This is a genomic window from Pseudomonas sp. SJZ131, assembly GCF_007828705.1.
GTDB lineage: Bacteria > Pseudomonadota > Gammaproteobacteria > Pseudomonadales > Pseudomonadaceae > Aquipseudomonas > Aquipseudomonas prosekii.
The window spans coordinates 1,443,499-1,470,428 of sequence record NZ_VIVC01000002.1 but is presented as its reverse complement, the minus strand read 5'-3'; the positions used below and the strand labels follow the sequence as shown (position 1 = coordinate 1,470,428).

The 26,930-nt window shown below is 60.3% G+C and carries 23 protein-coding genes; 8 read left to right on the top strand and 15 right to left on the bottom strand.

Annotation, left to right across the window (positions count from 1 at the left end; translation table 11 throughout):
* The first annotated feature begins 22 nt into the window (after positions 1 to 22).
* A complete protein-coding gene (gene deoR / locus FBY12_RS13790) occupies positions 23 to 793 on the top strand; it encodes a DNA-binding transcriptional repressor DeoR (RefSeq protein WP_178111752.1) in 771 nt (256 codons plus the stop codon).
* Here deoR and FBY12_RS13785 read toward each other — a convergent pair.
* The 3 genes from FBY12_RS13785 to rbsK are packed head-to-tail and all read right to left on the bottom strand — an operon-like array spanning position 786 to position 4,140.
* The gene (locus FBY12_RS13785; protein WP_145253161.1) at positions 786 to 1,844 is read right to left on the bottom strand and encodes an aldose 1-epimerase family protein; all 1,059 of its coding nucleotides are present in this window, start codon (positions 1,842 to 1,844) and stop codon (positions 786 to 788) included. The genes deoR and FBY12_RS13785 overlap by 8 nt on opposite strands.
* Complete coding sequence (gene fucP, locus FBY12_RS13780) at positions 1,841 to 3,172, bottom strand: L-fucose:H+ symporter permease (protein ID WP_145253160.1); 1,332 nt, start codon at positions 3,170 to 3,172, stop codon at positions 1,841 to 1,843. Before fucP ends, FBY12_RS13785 begins: the two co-directional genes overlap by 4 nt.
* Before the next feature lie 41 nt (positions 3,173 to 3,213).
* Positions 3,214 to 4,140, bottom strand: a complete 927-nt coding sequence (gene rbsK / locus FBY12_RS13775) for a ribokinase (RefSeq protein ID WP_145253159.1) — start codon at positions 4,138 to 4,140, stop codon at positions 3,214 to 3,216.
* A 226-nt stretch (positions 4,141 to 4,366) separates the two neighbouring features.
* Between rbsK and FBY12_RS13770 the strand changes: the two genes are divergently transcribed.
* The gene (locus FBY12_RS13770) at positions 4,367 to 5,317 is read left to right on the top strand and encodes an alpha/beta hydrolase (RefSeq protein ID WP_145253158.1); all 951 of its coding nucleotides are present in this window, start codon (positions 4,367 to 4,369) and stop codon (positions 5,315 to 5,317) included.
* A gap of 3 nt (positions 5,318 to 5,320) precedes the next feature.
* On the opposite strand, the gene FBY12_RS13765 is transcribed toward FBY12_RS13770, so the two are convergent.
* Positions 5,321 to 7,132 (bottom strand): ABC transporter ATP-binding protein, encoded by a 1,812-nt coding sequence (locus FBY12_RS13765; RefSeq protein ID WP_092280117.1) that lies wholly within the window; start codon positions 7,130 to 7,132, stop codon positions 5,321 to 5,323.
* A gap of 223 nt (positions 7,133 to 7,355) precedes the next feature.
* Between FBY12_RS13765 and FBY12_RS13760 the strand changes: the two genes are divergently transcribed.
* The 3 genes from FBY12_RS13760 to FBY12_RS13750 all read left to right on the top strand — a co-directional run bounded on the left by FBY12_RS13760 (position 7,356) and on the right by FBY12_RS13750 (position 9,981).
* Positions 7,356 to 7,913: a hypothetical protein gene (locus tag FBY12_RS13760; RefSeq protein ID WP_256663309.1), complete on the top strand. Its 558-nt coding sequence runs from the start codon at positions 7,356 to 7,358 to the stop codon at positions 7,911 to 7,913.
* Positions 7,914 to 8,067: 154 nt separating this feature from the next.
* On the top strand, positions 8,068 to 8,481 hold the full coding sequence (locus tag FBY12_RS13755) for a VOC family protein (protein ID WP_145253157.1): 414 nt from the start codon (positions 8,068 to 8,070) through the stop codon (positions 8,479 to 8,481).
* 558 nt (positions 8,482 to 9,039) lie between these two features.
* Positions 9,040 to 9,981, top strand: a complete 942-nt coding sequence (locus FBY12_RS13750) for a bifunctional methylenetetrahydrofolate dehydrogenase/methenyltetrahydrofolate cyclohydrolase FolD (protein ID WP_145253320.1) — start codon at positions 9,040 to 9,042, stop codon at positions 9,979 to 9,981.
* Positions 9,982 to 10,214: 233 nt separating this feature from the next.
* Here FBY12_RS13750 and FBY12_RS13745 read toward each other — a convergent pair whose 3' ends face one another.
* Both FBY12_RS13745 and FBY12_RS13740 read right to left on the bottom strand, forming a co-directional pair.
* Complete coding sequence (locus FBY12_RS13745; RefSeq protein WP_145253156.1) at positions 10,215 to 11,489, bottom strand: glucarate dehydratase family protein; 1,275 nt, start codon at positions 11,487 to 11,489, stop codon at positions 10,215 to 10,217.
* Positions 11,490 to 11,521: 32 nt separating this feature from the next.
* Positions 11,522 to 12,889, bottom strand: a complete 1,368-nt coding sequence (locus tag FBY12_RS13740; protein WP_306092824.1) for an MFS transporter — start codon at positions 12,887 to 12,889, stop codon at positions 11,522 to 11,524.
* A gap of 105 nt (positions 12,890 to 12,994) precedes the next feature.
* Between FBY12_RS13740 and FBY12_RS13735 the strand changes: the two genes are divergently transcribed.
* Positions 12,995 to 13,897 (top strand): LysR substrate-binding domain-containing protein, encoded by a 903-nt coding sequence (locus tag FBY12_RS13735; RefSeq protein ID WP_145253155.1) that lies wholly within the window; start codon positions 12,995 to 12,997, stop codon positions 13,895 to 13,897.
* On the opposite strand, the gene FBY12_RS13730 is transcribed toward FBY12_RS13735, so the two are convergent.
* From FBY12_RS13730 to FBY12_RS13710, 5 genes are all read right to left on the bottom strand, one after another.
* Positions 13,894 to 16,011, bottom strand: coding sequence for a bifunctional diguanylate cyclase/phosphodiesterase (locus FBY12_RS13730; RefSeq protein ID WP_145253154.1), 2,118 nt, complete (start codon positions 16,009 to 16,011; stop codon positions 13,894 to 13,896). The two genes, FBY12_RS13735 and FBY12_RS13730, sit on opposite strands and share 4 nt — an antisense overlap.
* Before the next feature lie 9 nt (positions 16,012 to 16,020).
* Positions 16,021 to 16,410, bottom strand: a complete 390-nt coding sequence (locus FBY12_RS13725) for a response regulator (RefSeq protein WP_101208631.1) — start codon at positions 16,408 to 16,410, stop codon at positions 16,021 to 16,023.
* Positions 16,395 to 18,125 (bottom strand): PAS domain S-box protein, encoded by a 1,731-nt coding sequence (locus FBY12_RS13720; protein ID WP_145253153.1) that lies wholly within the window; start codon positions 18,123 to 18,125, stop codon positions 16,395 to 16,397. Before FBY12_RS13720 ends, FBY12_RS13725 begins: the two co-directional genes overlap by 16 nt.
* 239 nt (positions 18,126 to 18,364) lie before the next feature.
* A complete protein-coding gene (locus tag FBY12_RS13715; RefSeq protein WP_145253152.1) occupies positions 18,365 to 20,599 on the bottom strand; it encodes an ATP-binding protein in 2,235 nt (744 codons plus the stop codon).
* Entirely contained in the window at positions 20,596 to 21,210 is a 615-nt protein-coding gene (locus FBY12_RS13710; protein ID WP_145253151.1) for a biliverdin-producing heme oxygenase, read from the bottom strand. Before FBY12_RS13710 ends, FBY12_RS13715 begins: the two co-directional genes overlap by 4 nt.
* A 474-nt stretch (positions 21,211 to 21,684) precedes the next feature.
* On the opposite strand from FBY12_RS13710, the gene FBY12_RS13705 reads away from it, so the two are divergent.
* Positions 21,685 to 22,245, top strand: a complete 561-nt coding sequence (locus tag FBY12_RS13705) for a hypothetical protein (protein WP_145253150.1) — start codon at positions 21,685 to 21,687, stop codon at positions 22,243 to 22,245.
* Positions 22,246 to 22,278: 33 nt separating this feature from the next.
* Here FBY12_RS13705 and FBY12_RS13700 read toward each other — a convergent pair whose 3' ends face one another.
* Genes FBY12_RS13700 through FBY12_RS13685 form a run of 4 tightly spaced genes read right to left on the bottom strand, consistent with a single transcriptional unit; the run spans position 22,279 to position 25,936 of the window.
* Positions 22,279 to 23,037: an SDR family oxidoreductase gene (locus tag FBY12_RS13700; protein WP_145253149.1), complete on the bottom strand. Its 759-nt coding sequence runs from the start codon at positions 23,035 to 23,037 to the stop codon at positions 22,279 to 22,281.
* Positions 23,038 to 23,060: 23 nt separating this feature from the next.
* Positions 23,061 to 24,506, bottom strand: a complete 1,446-nt coding sequence (locus tag FBY12_RS13695; RefSeq protein WP_145253148.1) for an MFS transporter — start codon at positions 24,504 to 24,506, stop codon at positions 23,061 to 23,063.
* Positions 24,507 to 24,551: 45 nt separating this feature from the next.
* Positions 24,552 to 25,037, bottom strand: coding sequence for a nuclear transport factor 2 family protein (locus FBY12_RS13690; RefSeq protein WP_145253147.1), 486 nt, complete (start codon positions 25,035 to 25,037; stop codon positions 24,552 to 24,554).
* Complete coding sequence (locus tag FBY12_RS13685) at positions 25,034 to 25,936, bottom strand: NAD(P)-dependent oxidoreductase (RefSeq protein WP_145253146.1); 903 nt, start codon at positions 25,934 to 25,936, stop codon at positions 25,034 to 25,036. The genes FBY12_RS13690 and FBY12_RS13685 overlap by 4 nt, the downstream gene beginning before the upstream one ends.
* A gap of 120 nt (positions 25,937 to 26,056) precedes the next feature.
* Here FBY12_RS13685 and FBY12_RS13680 point away from each other — a divergent pair, with 120 nt between their 5' ends.
* Complete coding sequence (locus FBY12_RS13680) at positions 26,057 to 26,908, top strand: LysR family transcriptional regulator (protein WP_145253145.1); 852 nt, start codon at positions 26,057 to 26,059, stop codon at positions 26,906 to 26,908.
* Positions 26,909 to 26,930: the final 22 nt, after the last annotated feature.

Below are 26,930 nucleotides of genomic sequence, written 5' to 3'. Positions count from 1 at the left end.
AACATCAACAATCAACCCCGGAATGCCTGTGGACAGTAAAAAAGCCGAGCGTCTCAAGCTGATTCAACAAGCCCTGCAAGACCAGAGCGCCATTCACCTGCGCGAAATGGCGGCATTGCTCGACGTCTCGGAAATGACCCTGCGCCGCGACTTGAGCAAGTACACCGAGCACCTGCGTCTGCTGGGCGGTTACATCACGCGAATCCACGACGGCAACGAGCCCGGCGATTACCGGGTGGCCGAACAGGACACCCGCCACGTCGAAGAAAAGCGCCGCATCGGCAAACTCGCTGCGCGGTTTATCCAGCCCGGCGACACCGTGTTTTTCGACTGCGGCACCACCACGCCGTTTGTTATCGATTTCATCCCCGACGAGCTCGAATTCACCGCAGTGTGCAACTCCCTCAACGTGCTGCTGAAACTCTCGCAAAAACCCAATTGCCACATCGTCATCTGCGGCGGCACGTTCCACCGCAAGAATCAGGTGTTCGAAAACACCAGCGAAAGCGGCATTCTCGACCACGTGCGCCTGACCTGGGCGTTCGTTTCAGCGGCTGGGGTCAGCCAGGACTTCGGCGTGACCTGCTTCAATTTCAATGAAGTGGAGGTCAAGCAGAAGGTCTTGCGCCAGGCGCAGCAACGTTTGTTGTTGGCCGATCACAGCAAGTTCGACACCGTGCGCACCGCGCATTTCGCGGCGCTTGAGGATTTCCACTACGTGGTCAGTGACAAGAAAATCCCCAAGGCTTACCGCGACGCGATTACCGCCAGCGGTGCGCAGTTGATCATCTGATCAAGGCTTGTTGCTCGTCCTTGTTCAGGTAACCGGTGGTGAGCTTGAACGCAGCGGTCTCCCCCGCTGCCAATGAACGCACATTGCCCTTGGCGAACTCGGCCCGATAGCCTTCCGGCTCGCACGTCGCGGGCAAAATGAACGCCGCGACTTGCTGATCGGCGTTGTGCAGGATCCAGCGCGCCGCGTGTTCGAATTGCTCCGGGCGATAGCGCGTGTAGAACGCTGCGCCGTCGGGATGGCTCAGCAGAAAATGCGCGTCGCCATGGGCATCGGCGCGCACGCCGTCGAAGAAAAACACAATCTCCGGGTCATAAAGCTCCGGTTGGTCGAGGCAGCGAAACTGTTGCGGTTCTGCGGCCAACTGCTCCATGTAACGGCTCCAGGCCGGCGTCGGTTTGACGTGCGCCGGCACGCTGCTGCGCAACCGCACGCGGTCAAATCCCAACGGTTCGACAAACCGCGCGCCCTCGACGTAGGCGTAATTCATGTGGACCATGTACATCAGGTCCATCGGTTTGCCGGCGCGGTTGGTCACGTTCATCGCGATATCGAACAGGCCGGAATCGGCGCGCAAGGTCACGCTCGGACTGGCCAGATAGCGGTCGCCGAAACCTTGCGCGTATTCGTACTCGCCGCCGAGGCGCAGGTACGCCCCGGCGCTGTCTTCACCGACCTCCAGCCAGGCGCGATCCATCGCTGCGCAGGGCATTTCGCCGTGCAGCGGATGGTCGTCATCGGGCGTCGGACAGCCGTTGCGCAGCAGGCCGCTGTGAAACATGAAACAGCCGTAGGTGCCGATCACCGTCGGGCTCGGTTTTGGCTGACTGAACAGGTTGCTCATGGTCAAGTCGCAACCGTCGAACACCGCGTCCCAGATCATCTGGCCCTGATACGGCAGAACCAGCAAATGACCACGGCTGTTGCGCATTTCCAGCGCCAGCACACCGCTGGGAAACAGACTGGCGCTGACCGTGAAATCCGCCGATTCAAGCAAGGTTTTTGGCGCCTCGCCAAACAGTGCCGGATAGAGATTGATCCGGGTGCTCATGAGGTCACCGCCGCGCCGACGGGCGCACGTTCACTGGCCGAGTTGCGCAGGCAGCGCACCGCGTAAGCGACGATCACGATGAAGCACAGCAACGGCACGCTGTAGGCCAGTTGCATGTTGCCGCCGCTGTAATCCGACAGCAGGCCCTGGAAGATCGGAATCACGCCGCCGCCGACAATGCTCATCACCAGCAGCGAACCGCCGACGCCGGTGTCTTCACCGAGGCCATCGATGGTCAGGCCATAAATGGTCGGCCAGCACGGACCGAGGAACACGCTGACGCCGACGGCCGCATACACCGCAGTGATGTTCGGCACCAGAATCGTGTAGGCGAGCAGCACGATGCACAGCACGCCGTAGATCGCCAGGACCTTGGCCGGGTGCAGTTTGCGCATCAGCACGTTGGCGATCAGTTTGCCGACGAAATACGCAGCAAATGTCGTCAGCAAAAACCACGACGCGCTGCGCTCATTCATCCCGCCCAATTGCATGGCCAGACGAATGGTGAAACTCCAGACGCCGACCTGCGCGCCCACGTAAAGGAACTGCGCAAGCACACCAAAAGCGAAGCGTTCATTGGCCCACAGCCGCGACAGACTCTGGCCGAGGCTGGAGGTTTTCCTGGTTGCGGTTTGCACGCCTTTGCACGAAGGAAAACGCGTGATGGCGATCAGGATGAACATCAGCACCAGCACCGCGATCATCCATTTGTAGGGGAGCAACGTGGACTGGATCATTTGCAGTTGCTGCACCGCCGCGTCCGAAGCGCTCATTTGCGTGAGTTGTTCGTGGGTCGCGTCGGTGTCCTTGAACATCACGAAGCTGCCGACGTAGACGCCGGCCATCGCGCCGAACGGGTGGAAGGTCTGCGAAATGTTCAGTCGCCGAGTGCCGGTTTCGCGTGGGCCCATCAGCGTCGAATAGGTGTTGCACGCGGTTTCGAGGAACGCCAGCCCTGACGCAATCACAAACAGTGCCAGCAAGAACATGCCGTATTTGGCCGTGGATGCCGCCGGGAAGAACAACAGGCAACCGAACATGTAGAGCATCAAACCGATGAGGATGGTGGTCTTGTAGCTGAAACGCCGAACCACCAGCGCTGCCGGAATCGCCACGAAAAAATAGCCGAGGTAAAACGCCGATTGCACGAACGCGGTCTGGAAATCGCTGAGCAGGAAGGCTTTCTTGAAGTGCGCGATCAGTACGTCGTTCATGCTCGCCGCTGCCGCCCACAGGGCAAAAATGCTGCACAGCAGAATGAAGGCGAACCATGGCGTGCGGTTCAGGTAAAAACCGTCGGGCGTCTGTTGGAGCGGAGGCTTTGTCATTGTTGTTCTCCGGTGAGTTGTCGGGGTGAAGCGGCGCAAATTCAGGCGTCGAACGCGCGCTGGAATTCAGCGAAGGCGTCGGCGTTCGGGTAGGAAGTCTGGGTGCCGAGGCCGGTAACCGAGCACGCGGAATAGGCAACCGCCTGCACCATTGCCGCGCGAATGTCGCGCGAGCGGGTCCAGTGCTGGATGAAGCAACCGATAAACGCATCACCGGCGCCGGTGGTGTCGCGGGCATCCACGCGCAGGCCAGGGACCTGAAACTCGCCCTCAGCGCCGACGTACAACGCGCCTTGCTGGCCGAGGGTGACGATGACGTGGCGGATGCCGCTGGCGACCAACGCTCGCGCGGCGTTGAGCGCGGACTCGGGCGAGTTGACGGTCTGGCCGCTGATCAGCGCCAGCTCGGACTCGTTGGGCACCAGGAAGTCCAGCTGCGCGAGGTGTTCACGGCTGAGGCCGGCCAAGGCAGGCGCCGGGTTCAGTAACACCGGGATGTTGTATTCGCGGCCGAAAGCGATGGCGTGATAGACGGTTTCGACGTTGATTTCGAGCTGCAAGACGATCAGCGCGCACTCGCGCAAAGCAGCGGCGGCGGCGTCGATGTCTGCTGGTGAAAGATGCGCGTTGGCACCTTTGACGATGAGGATGCTGTTGTGCGAATCGGCCTGGACGAAGATCGGCGCGACGCCGCTGGACACGCCCGGTACGCGCTGCACGTAACGCGTGTCGATGCCGAAGCGCTGGAAATTGGCCAGAGTGTTGTCGGCAAACATGTCGTCGCCAACCTTGGTCAGCATCAGCACATCCGCGCCGAGCTTGGCCGCTGCCACCGCTTGATTCGCGCCTTTGCCGCCGCAACCGAGGGCAAATCCCGGCGCTTCGAGCGTTTCGCCCTGTGCCGGCATGCGGTCGATGTAGGTGATCAGATCCACCATATTGCTGCCGATGACTGCGATCTTGCTCATTGCTATCCCACCTTGTTACGGCTTGCCGGACTGATGTCTGGCGTTGTTGTTTTGTTATTTAAATAACATTTATTGTGATAATTCAATCTTTTTCTAAGGCCGCCTAGCACGCAAAGACCAGCGGCTTTGCGCAAGACCCTGCAACACACACGGTTGTCGAAATAATTCCCGACCTCGGTACGCATCTGTTAAAACCCGTGTTTCCCCCTTTCGACTGGACCGCTGCATGTTTTCTTCCCTCATGAGCCGCTTGCGCAAACGCTGGTTTGCGACGTTGTGCATGGCGCTGCTGATCGTCGGCCTGCCGGCGGGTTGCGGGGTGCTCAAGTACAAAGAGCGCGAATTGCTGTTTCGCATCGAGCCGGGCACGGCGGGCTGGTATCGCGGCTTGCCGAAAGATGTGCAGGAATTCGACATCAAACCGGCCAGTTTCAAGGGCGGCCAGAACCTGCACGCCTGGTGGTGGCCCGCCGCCCGTCGCGACGCGCCGTCGATCCTGTATCTGCACGGCGTGCGCTGGAACCTCACCGGCCAGGCGTTCCGCATCGAGCAGTTACGCGCGATGGGCTATTCGGTGCTGGCCATCGATTACCGTGGCTTCGGCCAAAGCAAGGGCGATCTGCCGTCGGAGGCCAGTGTTTACGAAGACGCCCGAGTGGCGTGGGATCGCTTCAAAGAGATGCAGCCAGATGCGAAAAAACGCCTGATCTACGGCCATTCGCTGGGCGGCGCGGTGGCAATTGACCTTGCGGCGGACCTCTCCGAGCAAGCGAAAAAGGATCACGTCGCGGTGCCGGTGCGCGGCTTGGTCATCGAATCGACCTTCACCACGTTGGGCGACGCGGTCGCGCAAGTCGCCGACAACAATCTGCCGGTCAAATCGCTGCCGGTGCGCTGGTTGCTGTCGCAGAAATTCGATTCCATCGACAAGATCGCCGACATCGACATGCCGCTGCTGGTGGTTCACGGCTTGGCGGATGCGTTCATGCCGTCGCGCTTCAGCGAGCAATTGTTCAACGCCGCCAACGAGCCCAAACGCCTGCTGCTGGTGCCCGGCGGCACGCACAACAACAGCATGAGCCTGGGCGGCAGCCAGTATCGTCAAGCCATCGAAAACCTGATGAAAGCCAAACCGGCGCAGGTTGCTGCGGTGCATCGCAGCTCGCCTGAAACCTGAACACTAGCGATACCCGCGCGCCTGCAAATCAAACAGCTGCGCATAACGCCCGCCCGCCGCGACCAGAGTGTCGTGGTCGCCGCGCTCCAGAATCGCGCCTTGATCAAGCACGATGATGTGATCGGCGTTGCGCACGCTGGAGAAACGGTGGGAAATCAGCAACGTCATGCGGCCCTGAGTGTGCTGGCTGAAATGTTCGAACACCGCCGCTTCCGCAGCCGGGTCGAGGGCTGAGGTCGGTTCGTCGAGGATCAGGATGTCGGCGTCGCGGCGCATGTAGGCGCGGGACAAGGCAATCTTCTGCCATTGCCCGCCCGACAACTCCTGACCACCGGCGAACCAGCGACCCAGTTGCGTCGCATAACCGCGATCAAGGCCTTCGATAAACGGCGCGGCCATGCCCTCGGCGGCGGCTTGTTTCCAGCGTTGCTCATCGTCGAATGCCAGGGTGTCGCCGACCCCGATGTTCTCGCCGACGGTGAACTGATACCGAATGTAGTCCTGAAAAATCACGCCGATACGCCGCCGCAGCGCGTCCTCTTCCCAGGTTTGCAGATCGCTGCCGTCGAGCAGGATGCGGCCCTGATCCGGGCGATACAGCCGCGTGAGCAGTTTGATCAGCGTGGTTTTGCCCGAACCGTTCTCTCCGACTAGCGCCATGCTGCGACCCGGCACCAGATGCAAGTCGATGCCTTCGAGCGCCGCCCGACTCGCCCCCGGATAACGAAAACCGACATTCTCGAAACGCAGCCCGTCACCCGGCAGCGCGCCGACGGTGAGGTGGCCGGTGTCGCTGACCACCGGTTCGGCGAGGTATTCGTAAAGGCTCGACAGGTAAAGCCCATCCTCGTACAGACCGCTGATCGCGCTGAGGCTGCTGCTGACGGCGGTTTGTCCCTGTTTGAACAGCACCAGGTACATGGTCATCTGCCCAAGGCTGATCTGGCCGTGCACGGTGTCGACTACCACCCACGCGTACGCGAGGTAGAACGCCCCGGTGCCGAGCAAACCGAGGAGAAATCCCCAGCCATCGCGGCGCAGGGTCAGTCGGCGATCCTCGGCGTACAGCCGCGCGAAAGTGTCGCGATAACGCTTCAACAACAACGGCGCGAAGCCGAACAGCTTGACCTCCTTGATGAAGCCTTCGTGGGACAGCAACGTCTCGATGTAACTCTGCTGCCGACTCTCCGGCGCACGACGGGTAAACAGGCGAAACGCATCCCCGGAAAAATGCGCCTCGGCAAAGAACACCGGCAACGCACCGACCACCAGCAGCACCAGCGCCCACGGCGAAAAATGCACCAGCAATACGCCGAAGCTGATCAGCACAATCAGGTTCTGGATCAGCCCCAGCGACTTCATCACCAGCGCCAGCGGCCGGGTCGACGCCTCGCGCCGCACCCGCACCAATTTGTCGTAAAACTCCGAATTCTCGAATTGCACCAGCGACAACGTCTGGGCCTTCTCCAGAATCATCGTGTTGACCTTCTGCCCCAACTGCACCCGCAACAACGACTGCTGCACCGACAACGCCCGCTGCGTCGCGCTCAACAAAGCGAGCACACCCGCCTCCATCAACACAAAACGCACCACCGGCCACAACGGCGCACTGCCCTGCTGCGCATGCAACTGCATCGCCGCCACCACCGCATCGACAATCCGCTGGCCGAGCCACGCCGCCAGCGCGGGCAGTACACCGGCGATCAACGTCGCGAGGACCAGCCCGAGAAACAGTCCGCGCGAAGTGCCCCACACCAGGAGCAAAGCGCGTTTGGACTGGTCGAGCAACGAGGTGAAGCGTGTGAGGGTTGGCATAGGGCGGCGGGCTCTGCGAGGACGGCGGCGATCTGGGCGAAGGCGCCATGGTACTTCAGCTGACGGCGACGGCGGCGATTGCTGCGGCCGTCGCGCCATTGAGCAGTGGTTTGAAGCCTGCAAAGGGTTGAGCCCGAGGGCATAATGGCGGCCCCTCAAAACACCAAAAGGATTTCGTGTGTTATCGCGCCTCAATACCCTCTGGACATGCCTGTATTACGCGATGAGCTGGCTCGTCGTTCTCGTGCTGATCTTGCACCACGCCTTTTACGACTGGTTGTTGATGGAACCCATCGACGTCGGCGGCACGTTCATGGGCGGCGGCATGGCGATTCAGCTGTATTTGTTCGGCTGGATCGTCGCCACGCTGGGCATCATCGTTGCGGTGTTATTGCGTTTACCGGGCGCGATGTGGGGCTGGATCGGCGCCGGTGTTGTGCCTTTGGGATTCGGAGTCTGGTGGCAAGTGAATTATCCGGACAACGCTGAACAGGTGATCTACAGCGTCAGTCAGCACGAGATCGGCAGCTTCATGTTGATCGGCGTTTTATTGCTGGCGAGCGGATTGTACGTTCGCGCACGCCGCAAACCCCGCGCCCCGGACCCCGAGCACATGCCCGTGCAATTCATCGCCGCACTGCTGCTGGCCGGTTTTTTTATTGGCGTGCCGATGTCGATTTACAAGAAGCAAACAATGCCCCATTGCGCGTTCAGCAAAGAGGGTCAGCAACTGACGGTTTGTCTGGGCGATGATGACAACGAACGCGTGATCGTCGACTGATCGCGCGGGCAATAAGCCGCCGCGCTGCTATAGAAAAAACGTCTGAATAAACCCGGCAGGATCTGACCTCTAAGGCTTTGCTAATTGAGGTCGAACCCCATTGAAGTTGAAGGCCGCCCTGGCCTTCAGCTCACTCGGACACCGGGAGCACACCATGAAAATCAATCCCTATCTGATATTCAACGGCGACTGCAAAGCCGCGTTCACTTTCTACGCCCAGGCCCTGCCCGGCCAGATCGACATGATGATGACCTTCGGCGAAAGCCCGGCGCGCGAACATGTGCAGGCGGACTATTACAACCTGATCATCCATACCAGCCTGTCGGTTGGCGACCAGTCGATCATGGGCTCGGACACCACCCCCGACCGCCCGACCGACGACATGGCCGGCTGCTCGATCTCGCTCAACGTCGACAGCATCGCCGAAGCCGAACGCGTCTTCGGCGCACTGGCGGACGGCGGCCGCGTGCAAATGCCGCTGGAGCAAACCTTCTGGGCGGCACGATTCGGCATGCTCGTGGACCGCTTCGGGGTCTCGTGGATGGTCAACTGCGAAAAGGAACAGTGATCCTACAAAACACCCGATCCCCTGTGGCGAGCGAGCGAGCTTGCTCGCGTTTGAGTGCGCAGCGCTCACAAGATTTTGGGGCCGCTGCGCAGCCCAGCGCGAGCAAGCTCGCTCGCCACAGGGTTGGTGGTGTTGCGCACTGTTGATCAGATGTCCAACAAGCAAGAGCAGCCCAAACCTAAATCCCAAGCACACCGAATAACCTGTGGCGAGCGGGCTTGCCCGCGTTTGAGTGCGCAGCGCTCACAAGATTTTAGGGCCGCTACGCAGCCCAGCGCGAGCAAGCTCGCTCGCCACAGGGTTGGTGGTGTTGCGCACTGTTGATCAGATGTTCAATAAGCAAGAGCAGCCCTCACCCAAATCCCAAGCACACCGAATAACCTGTGGCGAGCGAGCTTGCTCGCGTTTGAGTGCGCAGCGCTCACAAGATTCTGGGGCCGCTGCGCAGCCCAACGGGGGCAAGCCCCCTCGCCACAGTCCCCCGCGACATCCTGTCCATCTGCTGCCGGTAGTACACCGCGACCCTCGGCTGGTAATCTGCGGCCTGCTCTTTTAATGATGACGGTGACGCAGTTGATCAGCAGTACCCCCACGCTGGCCCGCAATATCGACGGCAAAGCCATTGCCGCCCTGGTGCTGGAAGAAGTTCGCGCAGAGGTCGCGGGCCTCGCCGAGCAGCAGACTTTCCCGGCACTGGCGGTGGTGCTGGTCGGTGATGACCCGGCCAGCCACGTTTACGTGCGCAACAAATTGCTGCGCGCCAAGGAAGTCGGGATCCGCTCGCTTGAACATCGCCTGCCGGACATAGCCAGCCAGGCGCAGGTGCTGGAGCTGATCGCGCAATTGAACGCCGATGTCACGGTGAACGGCATTCTGGTGCAACTGCCGTTGCCGGCGCATATCGATGAAGCGGCGGTAATTCACGCCATCGATCCAATCAAGGACGTCGACGGTTTTCATCGTGAAAACGTCGGTGGTCTGGTGCAAGGCATGGACGTGCTGACCCCGTGCACGCCGAGCGGCTGCATGCGCCTGTTGCAGGAAACCTGTGGTGACATCAGCGGTTTGCACGCGGTAGTGATCGGCCGTTCGAACATTGTCGGCAAACCGATGGCGACCTTGTTGCTGCAAGCTCACTGCTCGGTCAGCGTCGTGCATTCGCGCAGCGTCGATGCGCCGGCACTGTGCCGATTGGCCGACATCGTGGTGGCGGCAGTCGGGCGTCCGGGGTTGATCGATGCCAGTTGGCTCAAGCCTGGGGCGGTGGTAATTGATGTCGGGATCAACCGAATTACTGACGAATCCGGTAGCCGTCTGGTCGGCGATGTCGATTACGCCAGCGCCCGCACCGTCGCCAGCGCAATCACGCCAGTGCCGGGCGGCGTCGGGCCGATGACGATTGCTTATTTGCTGAAGAACACTTTGATCGCAGCGCGGTTGCAGCGTGCCGTGAAGGCGCGAGAGCCTGACCCGGATGGCTGTGATTCGGATATCAACTGAGCAACTGCGCCGAACCGGGAAGCTGCTGCGCTCGCCTTTGTAGCAGCTGCCGAGGGACGAGGCTGCGTTCGGCTGCGCAGCAGTCGTGAAACCTGTGTATGCGGTTTTCCTGAAACACCGCGTCAACTGAATTCACGACTGCTGCGCAGCCGAACGCAGCCTCGTACCTCGGCAGCTGCTACACATCAAACGCAGCCTCGTACCTCGGCAGCTGCTACAGGATCGTCGGTGATTCAGAACCGGGGCTTCAGGGTTTTCCACTCCGGTTTATAACGCTGCATCTGCTTCACATCATTGCGTTGGCGAATCCCGCAGGTCAGGTATTGATCGTGCAGTTTGCCGAGCTGATCGTGGTCCAGTTCCAGGCCCAATCCAGGTGCGCGGGTGATCTTCACGCAGCCGTCGACAATCGGCAGTTTACCGCCCTTGATCACTTCCTCGTCCGGTTCCTGCCACGGGTAATGCGTGTCACAGGCGTAATCCAGATTCGGCACCGACGCCGCCACGTGCGCCATCGCCATCAGGCTGATGCCCAGGTGCGAATTGGAATGCATCGACACACCGACGCCGAACGTCTGGCACATTTTCGCCAGCGCCTGAGTGTCGCGCAGGCCGCCCCAATAATGGTGATCGGCGAGCACAATCTGCACGCTGTTCAACGCGACGCTGCGGCGAAACTCATCAAAATCGGTGACCACCATGTTGGTCGCCAGCGGCAGCCCGGTACGTTTGTGCAACTCGGACATGCCTTCGAGGCCCGGCGTCGGGTCTTCGTAATATTGCAGGTCGTCGCCGAGCAATTCAGCCATGCGAATCGAAGTCTCCAGCGACCAATTGGCGTTCGGATCAATGCGCAGCGGATACCCCGGAAAAGCCTTTTTCAACGCCTTGATGCACGCCACTTCATGCTCCGGCTCGAGGGCGCCGGCCTTGAGCTTGATGCTCTTGAAACCATAGGTTTCGATCATCCGGCGTGCCTGGGCGACGATCTGCTCTTCGTTCAGCGCTTCGCCCCAACTGTCGGGTTTATACGGCGAATCGATGTGCTGCGCGTACTTGAAAAACAGGTAGGCGCTGAACGGGATTTCGTCACGGATCGCCCCGCCCAACAGATCCACCAGCGGCACGTTCAGCGCGTGCGCCTGCAGGTCGAGAAACGCCACTTCAAATGCCGAATACGCATTGCTCACCGCTTTGCTCGCATGCGAACCGGGCGCCAGTTCAGCGCCGGCAACGCTCGTGGATTTGTTCGCCGCCACGGTGGCCTGGACGATCGCGCGCAAATGATTAAGGTTGAACGGGTCGAGGCCAATCAGTTGCGTTTGCAATTGTTGCTGAATCGCCAGCGCCGGGGCATCGCCGTAGCTCTCGCCGAGGCCGATGTAGCCGTTGTCGCTTTCGATTTCGATGATCGAACGCAAAGCAAAAGGTTCGTGAATGCCGCTGGCGTTAAGCAGTGGCGGATCGCGGAAAGCGATGGGGGTCACGGTCACTCGTTTGATTTTCAAAGGTCAGGCTCCGATTGATCAATATCCAGGGCTTAATGCGATGCGGCGTGGCTCGGCACCACGACGTCGGGCGAATTGCCGTTGCGTTTGCGCGGCGTTGGCGAGGTGGCTTTTGGCGTGGTGCGGGCGAAAAAGATCACCACGGCAGCCACCAGCGATGTCGCCGCGAGGCCGTACATGCCGCCCTCGATCGAGCCGGTGGTTTGCTCAAGAAAGCCGAACGCGGTCGGGGCGACGAAGCCGCCGAGGTTGCCGATGGAATTGACCAGCGCAATCACCGCCGCCGCGATCCGTGCGTCCAGATAGGCTTGCGGAATCGGCCAGAACAGCGCCGAGGCAGCTTTGAAACCGATCGCGGCAAAACAGATCGCGACAAATGCGAAGACCGGCCCGCCGGTGGTGGACATGAACATGCCGAACGCGGCGATCACCAATGTAAGCGCGACCCACGCCTGCTGGAATTTCCATTTGCCGGCCAGCGCCGCGAAGCCGTACATCGCCACGATCGAGATGATCCACGGCACCGAGTTGAACAAGCCAACCTGGAAGTCGCCCAGATTGCCCATCTTCTTGATCATGCTCGGCAGCCAGAACGTCGCGCCATAAATGGTCAGGGCAATGGAAAAGTAGATGAAGCAGAACAGCGCAATCTGCCGGTCGGCCAACAGTTTGAACATCGACGGCTTGACGCCTTTTACCGCTTCGCGCGCCTGCTGTTCTTCGGCAATCGCCGCGATCAACGCGCCCCGCTCCTCGTCGCTCAGCCATTTCGCCTCACGCGGATGCGATTGCAGCCAGAACCAGACAAACCCGCACAAGACGATGGACGCGAAGCCCTCGATCAGGAACATCCACTGCCAGCCATGCAGGCTCAAACCGTTGATGTTCAGCAGCGCACCGGAGACCGGGCCGGAGATCACAGAGGCAATCGCCGAGCCGCTGAGGAATACCGCCATGGTCTTGCCGCGTTCAGACGCCGGCAGCCACTGGGTGAAGTAATAAATGATGCCGGGAAAAAATCCGGCTTCGGCGGCGCCGAGGATAAAGCGCAGCACGTAGAAACTGGTTTCGCCCTGAACGAAGGCCATCGCCATCGCGGCGGCGCCCCAGGTGAACATGATGCGGGTCAGCCAGACGCGCGCGCCGTAGCGCTGCAGCAGCATGTTGGACGGCACTTCAAACAGCGCGTAACCGACGAAAAACAGCCCGGCGCCCAAGCCATACGCCGCCGCGCCGATGCCGAGGTCGGTTTCCAGATGGCTGCGCACGAAACCGATATTGACCCGGTCGATGTAGTTGACGATAAACATCACCACGAACAACGGCAGCACATGGCGTTTCACTTTGGACGCGGCACGGGCGAGTACCGTGGGCTGCGGTGAACTCTGCAGGGTTTTCAAGAGGCAACTCCCAATCTTGTTTTTGTAGGGACGAGCCGATCATGGACGCGACAATTGATCCCGTCTAATCTAACTTGGCATTCGATTGATACCTGGATTAGATCAATGTTCGAGCTTACCCAACTGCGCTGCTTTACCACGGTCGCCACCGAACTCAACTTTCGTCGCGCCGCCGAACGCCTGAACATGACCCAGCCGCCGCTGAGTCGGCAGATTCAATTGCTTGAGCACCACCTCGGCGTCGAGCTGTTCACCCGCACCACCCGCAGCGTCGCGTTGACCGCCGCCGGCCGGGCGTTTTTCATCGAAGCGCAGAACTTGCTCGAACGCGCGCAACAAGCCGCCGTCACCGCGCGACGGTTCGCCGAAGGGGATATCGGCTCGGTCAATATCAGCTTCGTCGGCAGCGCGGTGTATGAATTCCTGCCCAAAGTCATCGCCGAAGCACGGCTGAAACAGCCGCACGTGAAAATCGACCTGACCGAGATGAACACCTACCAGCAGCACGAAGCCCTGCGCGCGCGACGGATCGACCTCGGCATCGTCCGCGCGCCGCTGCTGGAACCGGGTTACGCCACCGAATGCCCGGTGCGTGAGCCGTTTGTGCTCGCGGTGCCGAGCAACCATCGACTGGCCAGCGCTGAAAGTGTGTCCGTGCAAGACCTCGACGCCCAGCCGTTCCTGATGTACTCCCACGCCGCTTACCCACCGTTCAACGAACTGCTGACCGGCATGCTGCGCTCGGCCCGGGTGGCGCCGGAATACGTGCAATGGCTGGGTTCGTCGCTGACCATTCTGGCGCTGGTCAACGCCGGAATGGGCCTGGCGCTGGTGCCGCGTTGCGCGACCAGTGTGGTGTTCAGGAATGTGCAGTTTCGCGATATCGATCTGGGCGAAGGGGTGCAAAGCGAACTGCACCTGATCTGGCGCGAAAACAATGACAACCCGGCGTTTGCGATGTTGCTCGAAGGGATACGCCGGGCGGTCAGTGAGGGCTGGGGCAGCTAGACCTCGAAACCCCGCCGACCGCGCAAAAACACTTCCAGTTCGCCAATCGGCAGCGGTCGGCTGAACAAGTAGCCCTGCACCTGATCGCAGCCGTTTGCAGTCAGAAATGCCAGTTGCTCGGCGGTCTCGACCCCTTCGGCGATCACTTGCAAATGCAGGCTGTGCGCAAGTTCGATAATCGTCCGGGCAATCGCCGCGTCCTGCGGGTTGCTGGTGACTTCGCGGATGAAGGCGATATCGATTTTCAGCTTGTCGATCGGGAACCGTCGCAAATACGCGAGGCTGGAATAACCCGTGCCGAAATCGTCGATCGACACCTTGATCCCCAGCGCCTGCAGCGTCTGCAAACTGGCGATGGTGTGCGAGGTGTTTTCCATCAACGAGCTTTCTGTCAGCTCGATTTCCAGCCACTGCGGATCAATCCGATGATCGATCAACGCTTGGCGGATGCTGTCGATCAAGTCGCCCTCGATGATCTGCTGGCCCGAGACGTTGACCGCCACCTGGAAAGGTCCCAACCCGGCAGTTTGCCATTCGGCCATTTGCTGACAGACGCGGCGGATCACCCATCTGCCCACCTCGGAAATCAGCCCGAGGGTTTCCAGAATCGGCACAAACACCGCCGGCGAAACAGGCCCCAGACCCGGGCGCGACCAGCGCAACAGAGCTTCCAACCCGCAAACGCAGCCATCCGCCAGACTGATCTTGGGCTGATAGAACAGCTCGAATGCCTGCTGTTCTACCGCCTCGCGCAAGGCCGTTTCCAGCTCTTGCCGCGCCGACGCGTCGACGTTCATTTGCGCGGTGTAAAAACGGTAAGTGTCCCGGCCGATTTTCTTCGCGCGGTTCATGGCGGTGTTGGCGTGTTTGATCAATCGGTGGGCTTCATCGCCGTCATCGGGGTACAGCGCGATGCCGATGCTGGCGGTCATCGCGGTGGCGTGCTCAGCCAGCTGAAACGGTACGCGCAACGACTCGCGGATGCGTTCGACGGTGTGCAGCGGATCGGCCTGGCCCTCGCGAATCATCAGGATCAGCGCGAATTCGTCACCGTCCATGCGCCCTAAGGTGTCACTGACATTGAGGCAACGGGTCAGGCGCTGACTGAGCTCGGTGAGCATCTGATCACCCAGCAGATGGCCCCAGGTTTCGTTGACGCTTCTGAAGTCATCGAGGTCGACGGTAACCACTGCCAGTTGCCAGCCACTGAGCGCCGCTTGGGTAAGGCCCATCTGCAACGTGGTGAAAAACAGGTTGCGGTTGGGCAAGCCGGTCAACGTGTCGTAATTAGCCATTTTCAGCATGCGCTGATCGGCTTCCTTGCGTTCGGTGATGTCGCGGGCAATCCCGACAATGATCCAGTCGTCGCCGGTCTTGTAGGCCTGGCGATGGATTTCCACCGGGATCTGTCGGCCGTCCTTGCAGTGGATGTGCGCTTCGGTGGGTTCGCTGGGGCCATTGCCGGCGATGATCTGGTCATACAGGCGCTCGAGCTGTTCGAGCGAGTCATCGCTGAGGTCGGCGGGGGTTTTCTGCAGCAGTTCTTCGGGGCTGTAGCCCAAGACCTGGCAGGCGCGCCGATTGAATTCGATCAGGCGCATGGAGCTGCGGTTGACGAGGAAAATCGCATCGCCCGAAGCGTCCATCGCCGAACGAAACCGCTCGAGGTCGATGGTGCGCTGTTGCAATTGTTCTTCCAGCATCAGGCTGTGGCTTTTCAGGTAATCGCCGAACGCCTTGAGCCGCAGCAGATTACGCACGCGCAGCCACAACTCGGCGCTTTCCACCGGTTTGCTGAGGAAGTCTTCGGCGCCCGCCTCCAGCCCGGAAATCCGCGCGCTGTGTTCGCCGAGGGCGGAAAGCATGATGATCGGGATGTTGGCCGTGACCTTGTCGGACTTGAGCTCACGCGCCACTTCGTAGCCGTCCATGCCCGGCATCATGATGTCGAGCAGGATCAAGTCGGGCGGTTGCTGCGCGACCAGCGCGAGGGCTTCCTCGCCGGAGCTGGCGGTCAAGGTTTGATAACCCTGATTCTGCAAGAGGATTTGCAGCAGTTTGCGCACGTGGGTTTCGTCGTCGACGATCAACAGGGTAGCGGCAGTGTCGGGCATGTAGAGAGCTCAGATAGAGGGCTGTTGAGGCAAAGTGTCTTGCAGCAAACGGTCGATGACCCGGTAGAGCTCCTTGTAGCGCAGGGGTTTGATGATGTAGGCGTTGCAACCGGCCAGACGGGTTTTCTCCTCGTCTTCTTTCATGGCCATGGCGGTGAGCGCGATCACCGGGATCGCGGCAGTCAGCGCGTCTTGCTTGAGCAGTGAAGTGGCTTTGAGGCCATCCATTCCCGGCAACTGGATGTCCATCAGGATCAGCGCGGGTTGACGCTCGCGGGCCAGCTTCAAGCCCGTCTCCGCATCCGCGGCGCACACCACGCTGTGGCCGGCGCTGGTCAGCAGCAACCGGGCGAGGCGCATGTTGGCGGCGTTGTCTTCGACGATCAGGATCTCGGCCATGGCGCCTCCACAGTGGTTGAATGTCGGATCGGCAGCCACGCCACGAATCGCGCGCCCGCCCCTTCGAGGCTGGCGACGGCGACGCTGCCGCCGTGCAGCTCGGTCAATTGCTTGACCATCGCCAGGCCCAGGCCGGTGCCCTCGAATTTGCGCGCCAGGCTACTGTCGATCTGGCTGAACGCCTTGAACAATTTGTTCATGTTGCCTCGCGCGATGCCAATGCCGGTGTCGCTGACACTCAACTCGAGAAACTCTGGGTAATCGCTGTCGGGAATCTGAAAGCCGTGCACCGGCCAGTCACCTTCAAGCGTGCCCACTTTCTCACGCCCGACCCGGCGCACCGCCAACGTGACGAGACCGCCCGGCGCGCTGAACTTCACCGCGTTGGCCAGCAGGTTGTAGACGATCTGTTTGGTCTTGCGCAGGTCGAGTTCGAAGGTGCCGATGTCGCGGTCCGACTGCAGTTTCAGCTGGATGCGTTGCAGTGCGGCTTTCTCGCGCACGATCAGCAAACTGTTGCTCAACAGGCTTTGCAGTTCGACCGGTTCGAGCTCCAGCTCCATCATCCCGGCTTCGACCTTGGACAGGTCGAGGATGTCATTGATCAGTGACAGCAAATGTTGGCCACTGTTGAAAATGTCGCCGATGTACTCGCGCTGGGTTTCGCTCATGTCGCCGACCATGCCGTCCTTGAGCGCTTCGGAAAAACCGATAATCGCGTTCAGCGGCGTGCGCAGTTCGTGGGACATGGTGGCGAGGAATTCGGACTTCATGTGGCTGGCATGTTCGAGCTCGATGTTCTTCTCTTCCAGCGTGCGTTCGAAGCGTTTGCGTTCGGTGACATCGCGGGCAGCGGCGAACACGCCTTGCAACTTGCGGTCGCGGTCATGAAAGGTCGCCGCGTTGTACGAAACCACGGTTTCAGTGCCGTTGTAGGCGCGCACGGTGAGTTCGTAGTCGCTGACCTTGTGTTCGCTGAGCACACGCTTGATCGCCGCTTCGGCGCGCGCCGGGTCAGTGAAAAAGTTCTTGCACGGCGCGCCGATCAGCTCATCGCGGGTGCGCCCGGTCAACGCCATCATCTGCATGTTGACGTCGGAAATGATGCCTTGCGGGTCAGTCATCATCAGCGCATCGATGTTCGATTCGATCAGCGAGCGGGTATAAAACTGCTGATCGCGCAAACGCTGGTCAAGCAACGCCTGGGTCGCCTCTTCCTGTTTGCGCGCGGTGTTATCGGTGCCGATCAGCAGATAACCGATGATGGTTTCGGCGCTGTCACGCAGCGACGTCACCGAGACCATGGCCGAGAGACGGCTGCCGTCCTTGCGGATGTAGGTCAGTTCATAAATGTCTTCGATGCCCCGGGACGCCTTGAACACCAGCGCTTCGAACCCCGGCGTGATCGGCGTATTGAGTTCCAGGCTGAGGGCGGCGGCGCGGGTGATCAGCTCATTAGGATCGGAGATGTCCGCCGGGGTGATCTTGTCGACCACGTCCTCGGACTTGTAACCGAGCATGCGCTCGGCGCCGACATTGAAGATCTGGATCACGCCTTTTTCGTCAGTGGCGATGCTGGAAAAGTAGGCGCTGTTGAAGATCGCGTCCTGCAACGCGCCGGTCTTGAGCAGGGTTTTCTGCCGACGAAATTCGACGATTTTTTCGGCCCGGGACTGGGGCTCGGCTGGCGGACGATCTATTGGCGGTGTGGGCATGATGCGTTTCTCGTGAACTCGCGAACCTGCCCGTAATGACGGTGCCGTAAAGCTGCTTACGGTAGATCATCCGAATGGATGAAAAGAGGTCTTCAAAACAATAGCAGAGCAATTCGCCAGAGAGTGCACTGGCAAGCTTTCAGCATGCTTTCAGGTGACGGAGAACCTCGGGTTATCCGCACTTGCCAAGGTCAATCGCCGGCCGCGTGCCGGCGATCAATCGGCTCTTTCCTGAGGACTCAAACCTTCGGCACGGTAAACCGAAACTCGGTGCCGCGACCCACTTCACTCTGCGCTTCGATGCGCCCACCGTGGGCCTCGACGATGCCTTGGGTGATGTAAAGTCCCAGGCCCGTTCCGGAAGGATTGCCCTCCTTGACCGTCCAGTACCGATCAAACACATACGGCAGTTGCTCTGGCGGGATCCCCTCGCCGGTATCACGCACGCTGAAGACAATTTCATCGCCCGAGGCCATCGCCACCACGCCGATCTTGCCACTGCGCGGGGTGAACTTGATCGCATTGCCGACCAGATTCGACAGCACCTGGAACAGCCTTTCCGGGTCGGCGTTGATCTTCAATTGCGGCTCGGCGTGGAAGGAAATTTCTATGTCCTTGTCCAGCGCCAGCGGCGACAGCAAGGCATTCGCTTCTTCGAACATTTCCGCCACCGCCAGCGGCTGCGGGGTGATGGTGTAGCGCCCGGCATCGATCTTCGAAGTGTCGAGCAAATCTTCCAGCAGCGTGTTCATCCGGCTGGTCGCTTGCTGCATGGTGTCGATGGCCGTGGCGATGCGCCGCGAGGTGTGCTGGCCGTCGGAGCTGAAAGCCTTCTGCATCATCCCGCAGAGCATCGAAATGACCGTCATCGGATTGCGCAAATCGTGCGATACCACGGCCACCAAATCATCGCGCGCCTGCACTGCACGCTGCTCGCGCAGCACTTGCCGCGCCAGGTCACTTTCCAGTGCCGAACGCCGCAGATCGTTGGCGGCGAACAAATCGCCGTGGCTCCATTTGGTGGAAATCCCGGCCATCTCGACTTTCCAGATCTCGAACGAAGTGCGTGGACGCAAACGCAGACCGCCGTCGGAATCTTCGAGGTTGAGCGGCTTGTTCGGGTCGCCACTCCAATTGATGTTTTCCTTCACTTCGGGGCGAAACCACAACACGCCGTTGTCCACCGGTTTCGGCAGGCTCATGGCGAGCACGCCGCTGGCGACTTGGGTGAACGCGGCGGCCGGCGGATACACCAGCGACAGTTGATGACTGGAAAAAACCTTCTGCGAGGAAGTCTGCAACCACTTGTGCAGCGCACGAATTTCTTCGGGTTCGGGGCAGTTGCCGTAGCGATGCAATTGCTTGTCTTCGATGATCGCCACACCCCCGGCGTTGGCCAGCGCCATTAACAACTGGGGCTGCTGCGCGAGGCCGTCGAAAACGTTTTCCGTCGAGTCGATCATCGCTTGATTGAGCAACGCCAAGGTCTCGATTTTTTCGTCGCGCTGACGGCTGACTTCCAGCGCTTCCATCGCGCTGATCTGCAGCGACAACACTTGGCCGATGGTCTGGCAGGCGCTGCGCAATTCGTGCGGTACGTGCAACGGCTGACGATTGCCACAGCTGATCAGGCCCCAGAGCTTGTCGCCCTTGAGCAGCGAAATGCTCATGGAGGACAGCACGCCCATGTTCTTCATGTACTGGCAGTGAATCGGCGAAACACTGCGCAGGCTGGCGAAGCTCAAATCCAGCGGCTGCCCGGTGTCGGGGCGCAGCTTGGGCACCAGCGGCACCGGTTGATAATCGGCGTTGGGGATAATCCGCAACCAATTGGTGCGGTACAACTCGCGCGCCTGTTCGGGAATGTCCGAGGCTGGGAAAAACAGCCCCTGGAACACTTCCATATCCGGCGACGTCGCTTCGGCGATTACCTGACCGTGACCTTCTTCTTCAAAACGATAGATCAGCACCCGGTCGTAACCGGTGATCTGCTGAATCTCCTGGACGCTGACCTCATACAGCGCCTGCAGCGTTTTCGCGCGCTGCAGACGCTGCAACATCCGGCCGAGGTTATTCGGTTTGCCATCGACCATGCGCGGCTGAAACGCCGGATCCTTGACCTCCAGTTCCAGCACCAGAACACCTTGATGGCGGTGCACAAAACCTTCGAACGTGGCGCCGTTGAGGGTAAAAAACAGCTCGGCGCCATCCAGCGAATTGTCTTGCTGCGCCGCTTGTTCGATCGCTTGCGCATAGTCAGCGCCGACCAGCCGCTGCAATGGCTCGCCGACCATGTCTTGCGCTGCGCAGCCCAACAACTCCTGGACGTTGGCGCTGATCTGCACGATGCGCAAATCCGGCTCGGACAAGGTCAGCAGCACGCCGTGTGGCTGGATCGCGCCGGGCGTGCGAATCGGCTCGTCGCCACAATTGTTGAGCAATTCTTCAAAAGCGTCTTTGTCCAACGGATTCATAGAAGCACCTCTGTACGATCGAGCCAGCGTTCAAAGCAGGCAAATGTTTGCTGGGCGGCGTCGACGACAGCTTGCCGACTGGACGCGTCAAATGGGCGGGTGGCCAGGTAATCAGTGAAATCGCGCCAGCGGCGACCGGTGGCGGCACCGTAGATATCCAGAAAAGCGCCGCCATTCGCGGCATCCAGATTCAGTCGCGCGGCGATTTCGCGACGCAGGATTTGCCCACCGAGGGTCGCGCCTTCGAGCACGTACAAAACGCCGAGACAGGCCGGTGCAGAATGGATCGCGGGCAATGTGTCGCAAAGCGGCAATTGGTCGATAGCCTGATCACTCAGCCCCAGCGCCAGCAAGTCGCTGTGCAGCGTGGGCGTCTTCAGGCGCACGGCCAAATCAAAGTCGTCGGGGGTCTGGCCACTGTCTCTCAGGCGCTGTTCCAATGGCTGGTAAAAACCGTAATAGGCCTGAACAAGACGCTGGTAATGAGCGTGATCCAGCGCGGGGGAAAAGAACGGCAGGCGTTTCTCTAAAGCAACGTGCAACTGCGCGGTACCCGCTCGCAGGTCCTGCAGGAGTAAGGAAACACCGACGCTGCGGTCATTTGATTGCATGTATAAGCTCTAGCGGTCGGGCCTCATCACGGCCATGGGCGAACGGGGGGAAAAGCATGTGGGCGGGAATTCTAACGCAAAGGAGAATGGAGCTTGTGGCTGTCAGATATCTGGTGTTCGAAAAAATTCAAAGAATTTGGATGATTGGGGAGGGAACATCCGCCGAAACAAACCTACCAGTTGGTAGACAACCTCCCATCTAACGACTATCTTCGGATCTTTCACACGTGCCCTCCCCGCACGGGAGAGAACGATGGAACCGCTCCTGCATAACCACCTTTCCGCCAAACACCGAACCTGCGGCGAGCGAGCTTGCTCGCGTTTGAGTGCGCAGCGCTCACAGGATCTTGCGGCCGCTGCGCAGCCCAGCGCGAGCAAGCTCGCTCGCCACAGTGGGGTTGCGTCAGGTGTGAAATCGGTCAAGCCTGTCCTGCAGACCCACGCCCAATTCCCGGCACATCTTGAGGGGTTCTTATGACCCGCATCTCCGCCCTGCCGCCCAGCCCTGCACTGTTTTCGAATGCTGCGGGGGCGGGAAGAAATACCCGAGCGATGGCTAATGGCGCAGATTTTCAGGCGCAACTGAAGGCTCAGGCGCGGTCCGCTGTGGTGCCGCCCGCGCCGGCGAGCACGCAAGTTTTGTTGGGGGCCAACGCAGATGAGCCGCGCCGACTGGACGTGGAAGCGATGCTGCAAATGTTGGCGTGTCGCAAGATCACACCCCATTCACCCAACAAGATCGGGCGAACGACGTTTGCAGGCGTGTGCCCGGAGCTTGTGGAAGATCAGCGCTGGTGGGGCGAGGAATCCTGTGGCGGCGATTTCAGCGCCGGCGCTTCTTGCGAGGGCGGACTCAACGCCGCGGCAATTGCCGTGGCGCTGTCCGGAAGCATCGTCATCTGGCTCCCGTTCGAGATCGCTCGAGCACCATTGCAATCGCCGCGCATTAAGATCTGGCGCCGGCGCAAGCCTCCTTCAACAGAAGGTCCTGCGCCGCAGCCGTCAGACGCGAATGCCGACAACAGTCATGGCTGATTTGACGACCATTTATGGCCCAGACAGGCAGGCTCAGATTTGCGAGAGGCCACCGTCGACCATCAGTTCCACGCCGTTGACGTAACTGGCGTCAGCGCTGGCAAGAAACAGCGCGGACGCGGCGATCTGTTGCGGTTGGGCCATGTAGCCCAGCGGCACGATCTGGCTGACGTGACTTCTGAGTGCGTCGATCTGGCTCTCGTCCATCTTCAGTCCGTTGTCCATCAACGGAGTTCTGGTAAAGCCCGGGCTGAGCACGTTCGCGCGGATTTTCCGGCCCTTCAACTCATTGGCCCAGGTCCGGGCAAATGATCGCACTGCGGCTTTCGAGGCGTTGTACAAGCTCAAGCCTTCCATCCCGTTGCTGGAACAAATGGAGGCGGTCAGAACGATTGACGCGCCATCCTTCAGCAACGGTAACAGCGTCTGCACGGTGAAAAATACGCCCTTCACGTTGATGTCGAACATGGAGTAGTAAGCGGCTTCGGTTGTTTCGCCCAGCGGGTTTTTTTCGCATATGCCGGCATTGGCAAACACCGCGTCGAGCTGACCATCCTGTATTTCAACCAACGTTTTGAGTGCGTCGAGATCGGCCTGCCGAGACACATCAGAGACCACCGCCACGGCATTTTCGCCCAGTGCGGTAACCGCAGCGTCCAAGGTCGCCGCCGAGCGTCCGGTGATGTAAACGCGCTTGGCGCCCTCGGCCAACAGACCTTGGGCAATCGCGAAGCCGATGCCAGTGGAACCGCCCGTAACGACGGCTACTTGATTGATAAATTTGCCAGACATTTTTTGACTCCTGAGTAACGCATTTAGGGTGAAGGGAAAGAGGCAGCCACTTGTGCTTTACGGGGCATCGAGGCGTAAACCGACAGCAGCGCTGAAACGACCAGGCAAGCAGCAATGCCGAGCAGCGTGGCGATGAATCCGCTGGCAATTGAGGAAGCGTTTTGCGCAGGAGCGGCCAGCGCGTAAAACACCCCACCGAGCACCGCGACACCCAGCGCGGCGCTGATTTGCAACGCCGAATTGACCACCCCGGAGAGCATTCCCGAGCCACTTGGCGGCGCACGATCAATCACCGTGCGAATCAGCGTCGGCAGCGCCCACCCCTGGCCAAAACCGAGCAACGCCACGGCCAGAATCACCAGGGTGATTGGCGGGCTCTGCCCTGTCGGTGCGGTTGCAACCGCCGCGCTGAGGATCAAACATCCCAGCACCTCAAGCAGCATGCCTATGGCCGGGACAAAACGGCCGAACCAGCGAATGGCGAAAGGTGTGGTCAGCGGGCCGATCAGAAAACCGAGGCCAAACGGCACGAACATCATCCCCGAGGCCAACGGTGTCGCCCCCAAAGCGTCCTGCAGATAAATCGAAAACGTCAGGAAGAAGGCCGATATCACGTAGAAAAACAGCACGCCCGTCAGCCCGGCGACGAGGCCCGGCGCGCGACTGAGTTGCGCACTGACCAAGGGTGTTCCGCCCCTGCGCTCGAACGCGATTTCGTGGCGCCAAAAGGTCACAGCGGCGAGCGGCGAGCCCAACAGCAGCAGACAAAGCCACCATGGCCAACCGGCTTCCCGGCCCTCAACCAACGGGATTACCAGCAACCCGACCGTCAGTGCACACAGCAGCACGCCAATGCGATCCAGCGGCGCCGGCGTCTGGCTCCGGGTGTCGGCAAGCAAGCGCGTCCCGCCAATCAGCACAACGATGACGATCGGCAGGTTGATCAGGAACACTGCACGCCATTGCAGACCCCAGAGGTTCATCGATATCAGCCAGCCGCCCAATGCCTGCGCGACCACTGCGGCGAAGCCAATCGTTGCGCCATACACCGCCAACGCCCGCGAACGCTGATGCTGCGCAAACAAGCTATGGATCGACGCCAGACATTGCGGGGCCATTGCCGCAGCGCTCAACCCTTGCAACACCCGTCCGCCGATCAACATTGCCGGCGAGTTGGCCAAGCCGCAGATCAATGAAGCAACGCCGAAACCGGCCATGCCCGCCATGAACACCCGACGGCGGCCAAACAGGTCTCCCAGCCGCCCGCCGGTAATCAGTAAAACCGCGTAGCTGGCCGCGTAACCGGAGATCACCCATTGCACCTGCGCAGGTGTGATCGCCAGACCGCCACGGATTGACGGCAAGGCGACATTGACGATGAAAAAGTCCAGCGGTGGCAGAAAAGCGCCGACCAGAAGAACAGCGAAAGCCCACCAGCGGCGCGCCTCGCAATCCAGTTTGAATGTCATTGAGCAACTCCAGAAAACATAGCTGGCGACAGGTATGCAGCCGCTTTAATCAGGGATGGAAGCCGACTTGAAAAGCTCGCTTCCTGCGACGGGCGCCCAGTCTTTGAGCGGCGTCAGGAAGTGCAACTCGAAACGCCGGGAGACGAACCGCCACTCGCCGTCACGGCGCTCAAACCGGTCGTGGTAGAGGCCGCTGACTTGTACCGGACCTTGCTCGATGTCGTGAAACAGGCAATTGGCGGCAACGGTGCCAGCCGCGCTGTCGCCGTCGATTTGAATCAGCGCGTTGGCCATCCAGTGATGCATGTGCGGCATCTGCTGCCAGCTCTGCTCGGCCATGCTGAGGATTTCGTCCCGGCTCTGCGCGCTGCCGAATCCGGGCAGGTCGAGCGTCGAGTCCTGATGCCAGATCTGCTGCAAGAGGTCGGCATCCAAACGGTCGAACGCGTTTGCATAAGCGGAGATAAGCGCTTCAATCGCCGAACGGCTCTCCAGATGGTCGAGGCGTGCGGCGAGTGCTTTGATATTCATGACTGTGCCCTGCGCGCAAGATCCGCTGGCGTCTGTGCAGTCGCCTGTTCACCCTTGGCCATGAGCGAAAACGCCGACCAATCCTTGTGACCGAGTCCGTTCGTCACGGCCGCGTCCATTCTCGAACGCACCACGCGCGCGGCGGGTAGATCGAGCCCACGGCCCTGCGCAGCCCGTAGGGCAAGATTGACGTCCTTCAAACCCAGCGACAGTTTGAAACCGGGTTCGAAATGCTCGTTGACGATGTTTTGCCCGTAGCGCTGATAGCTGGGGCACGCGAACAGGGTCTGGGTAATGAGGTCGATGAACGCCGACGCGCTCAAGCCATATTGCTCGGTAAGCACGCTCGCTTCGGCCAGTGATTGGATGGCTTGGGCGATCATCAGGTTGCCGGCGACTTTGGCGATGCAGGCCTGCACCGGTTGCTCGCCCAGCCTCCAGGTCTTTTTGCCGAGAACATCAAACAGTGGCTGAACGCGAACTATCGCGGCGTCAGGTCCGGCCGCCAGAATGTTCAGTTCACCCTTGGCGGCGACAGCAGGAATACCGAAAACCGGCGCAGCGATGAGCAGCACGCCCGCCTCGTCGTGTGCTTCCTGCAATTGCGCCATCAACGCCGGCGACAGTGTCGACATGACGATATGAATGCAGGCGTCACAGGCGGTTTTCAACGCCGCCGAGTCCAGCAATACCTCGTTCACCGCTGCGTCGTCAGCGAGCAGGCTGATGACCACCGGCTGCTCAAACGCCAGCGCCGCAGACGCGAGCACGTCGATATTATTCAGCCCAGCCAGCGCATCGGCAGTGCGATTCCACGCACTGACGCGATGGCCTGCTTGAATGAGCAAAGGAATGATCGCTCGTCCCATGCTCCCGACACCCACAAAACCGATATTCATCTGGAGCCCTCTTGCTTGCTTGCCGAGTAAACGTCGATGAAGCAATTGTGTAGCGCACAGGGTTGCAAGGGGACTGCCATTGCTGCATCTTCGCCGTTCATTTTTGTTAGGGGGTGGGCCATGGACTGGAATGACTTGCGCGTCTTTCTGGCGATCGTCCGGACCGGCTCGCTGGGCGCCGCCGCGAAGCAACTGGGCGTCAGCCATCCCACCGTCGGCCGTCGTCTTCACGTTCTGGAACAGCACAGCGGCCAGGTGTTTTTCCGCCGCACCGGGCAAGGTCTGGTGTTGACGGACAGTGGAGAAAAAATTCTGCGCCTGGCCGAGGAAATGGAGCGCAGCGCCCTTTCCATCGAACGGCATTTGGCGGGCGACAGTGATCAACCTGAGGGACTGTTGCGGATCTCTTCGGCTGACTGGTTTGCCAGTTATGTGCTGGCGCCGGTCTTCAGCGAAATGTCGCGACGCTACCCGTTAATTGTTCCAGAGGTGATCGCGGGGCATCGCCTGTTCGATCTGGCACGGCGTGATGCAGATATCGCGTTTCGAATCGTGCCGTTTACCGAGCCGGATATCGTTCAACGTCGACTGACGACTTTGCCTTACGGACTTTACTTCGCGGCGGATTTGCCTTTCCCACTTGAGCAAAATGAGCAGACTTTCGGGCTGATCCTGATGAGCACGGCGCAGGCTCATTACCCCGATGTGCTTTGGCTGAAAGAGCTGTTTCCCCACGCCAAAACGGTTTTCACCAGCAGCAGCCGCACCGTGCAGGCGCAGATGTGCGCACGCGGTTTGGGTGCAGCGGTTTTGCCCCGCGCGTTAGGCGACCAGTTGACCGGTCTGAAGCGGATAGACGTTGGCAGTGCACCGCCCGGCCGCGATATCTGGATGGGCTATCACCACGACATGCGACATATGGACCGGCTGCGGGCCCTCGCGGATCTGGCGGGTGAAATGATCGGAACGTAGGCTTCGAAGCAGTGGCCGCCGC

What these genes read in the sequence shown, in the direction of transcription:
- deoR (WP_178111752.1), top strand. Translation starts at nt 23, where the DNA reads ATGCCTGTGGACAGTAAAAAAGCCGAGCGTCTCAAGCTGATTCAACAA.
- FBY12_RS13785 (WP_145253161.1), bottom strand. Translation starts at nt 1,844, where the DNA reads ATGAGCACCCGGATCAATCTCTATCCGGCACTGTTTGGCGAGGCGCCA.
- fucP (WP_145253160.1), bottom strand. Translation starts at nt 3,172, where the DNA reads ATGACAAAGCCTCCGCTCCAACAGACGCCCGACGGTTTTTACCTGAAC.
- rbsK (WP_145253159.1), bottom strand. Translation starts at nt 4,140, where the DNA reads ATGAGCAAGATCGCAGTCATCGGCAGCAATATGGTGGATCTGATCACC.
- FBY12_RS13770 (WP_145253158.1), top strand. Translation starts at nt 4,367, where the DNA reads ATGTTTTCTTCCCTCATGAGCCGCTTGCGCAAACGCTGGTTTGCGACG.
- FBY12_RS13765 (WP_092280117.1), bottom strand. Translation starts at nt 7,132, where the DNA reads ATGCCAACCCTCACACGCTTCACCTCGTTGCTCGACCAGTCCAAACGC.
- FBY12_RS13760 (WP_256663309.1), top strand. Translation starts at nt 7,356, where the DNA reads ATGAGCTGGCTCGTCGTTCTCGTGCTGATCTTGCACCACGCCTTTTAC.
- FBY12_RS13755 (WP_145253157.1), top strand. Translation starts at nt 8,068, where the DNA reads ATGAAAATCAATCCCTATCTGATATTCAACGGCGACTGCAAAGCCGCG.
- FBY12_RS13750 (WP_145253320.1), top strand. Translation starts at nt 9,040, where the DNA reads ATGACGGTGACGCAGTTGATCAGCAGTACCCCCACGCTGGCCCGCAAT.
- FBY12_RS13735 (WP_145253155.1), top strand. Translation starts at nt 12,995, where the DNA reads ATGTTCGAGCTTACCCAACTGCGCTGCTTTACCACGGTCGCCACCGAA.
- FBY12_RS13730 (WP_145253154.1), bottom strand. Translation starts at nt 16,011, where the DNA reads ATGCCCGACACTGCCGCTACCCTGTTGATCGTCGACGACGAAACCCAC.
- FBY12_RS13725 (WP_101208631.1), bottom strand. Translation starts at nt 16,410, where the DNA reads ATGGCCGAGATCCTGATCGTCGAAGACAACGCCGCCAACATGCGCCTC.
- FBY12_RS13720 (WP_145253153.1), bottom strand. Translation starts at nt 18,125, where the DNA reads ATGCCCACACCGCCAATAGATCGTCCGCCAGCCGAGCCCCAGTCCCGG.
- FBY12_RS13715 (WP_145253152.1), bottom strand. Translation starts at nt 20,599, where the DNA reads ATGAATCCGTTGGACAAAGACGCTTTTGAAGAATTGCTCAACAATTGT.
- FBY12_RS13710 (WP_145253151.1), bottom strand. Translation starts at nt 21,210, where the DNA reads ATGCAATCAAATGACCGCAGCGTCGGTGTTTCCTTACTCCTGCAGGAC.
- FBY12_RS13705 (WP_145253150.1), top strand. Translation starts at nt 21,685, where the DNA reads ATGACCCGCATCTCCGCCCTGCCGCCCAGCCCTGCACTGTTTTCGAAT.
- FBY12_RS13700 (WP_145253149.1), bottom strand. Translation starts at nt 23,037, where the DNA reads ATGTCTGGCAAATTTATCAATCAAGTAGCCGTCGTTACGGGCGGTTCC.
- FBY12_RS13695 (WP_145253148.1), bottom strand. Translation starts at nt 24,506, where the DNA reads ATGACATTCAAACTGGATTGCGAGGCGCGCCGCTGGTGGGCTTTCGCT.
- FBY12_RS13690 (WP_145253147.1), bottom strand. Translation starts at nt 25,037, where the DNA reads ATGAATATCAAAGCACTCGCCGCACGCCTCGACCATCTGGAGAGCCGT.
- FBY12_RS13685 (WP_145253146.1), bottom strand. Translation starts at nt 25,936, where the DNA reads ATGAATATCGGTTTTGTGGGTGTCGGGAGCATGGGACGAGCGATCATT.
- FBY12_RS13680 (WP_145253145.1), top strand. Translation starts at nt 26,057, where the DNA reads ATGGACTGGAATGACTTGCGCGTCTTTCTGGCGATCGTCCGGACCGGC.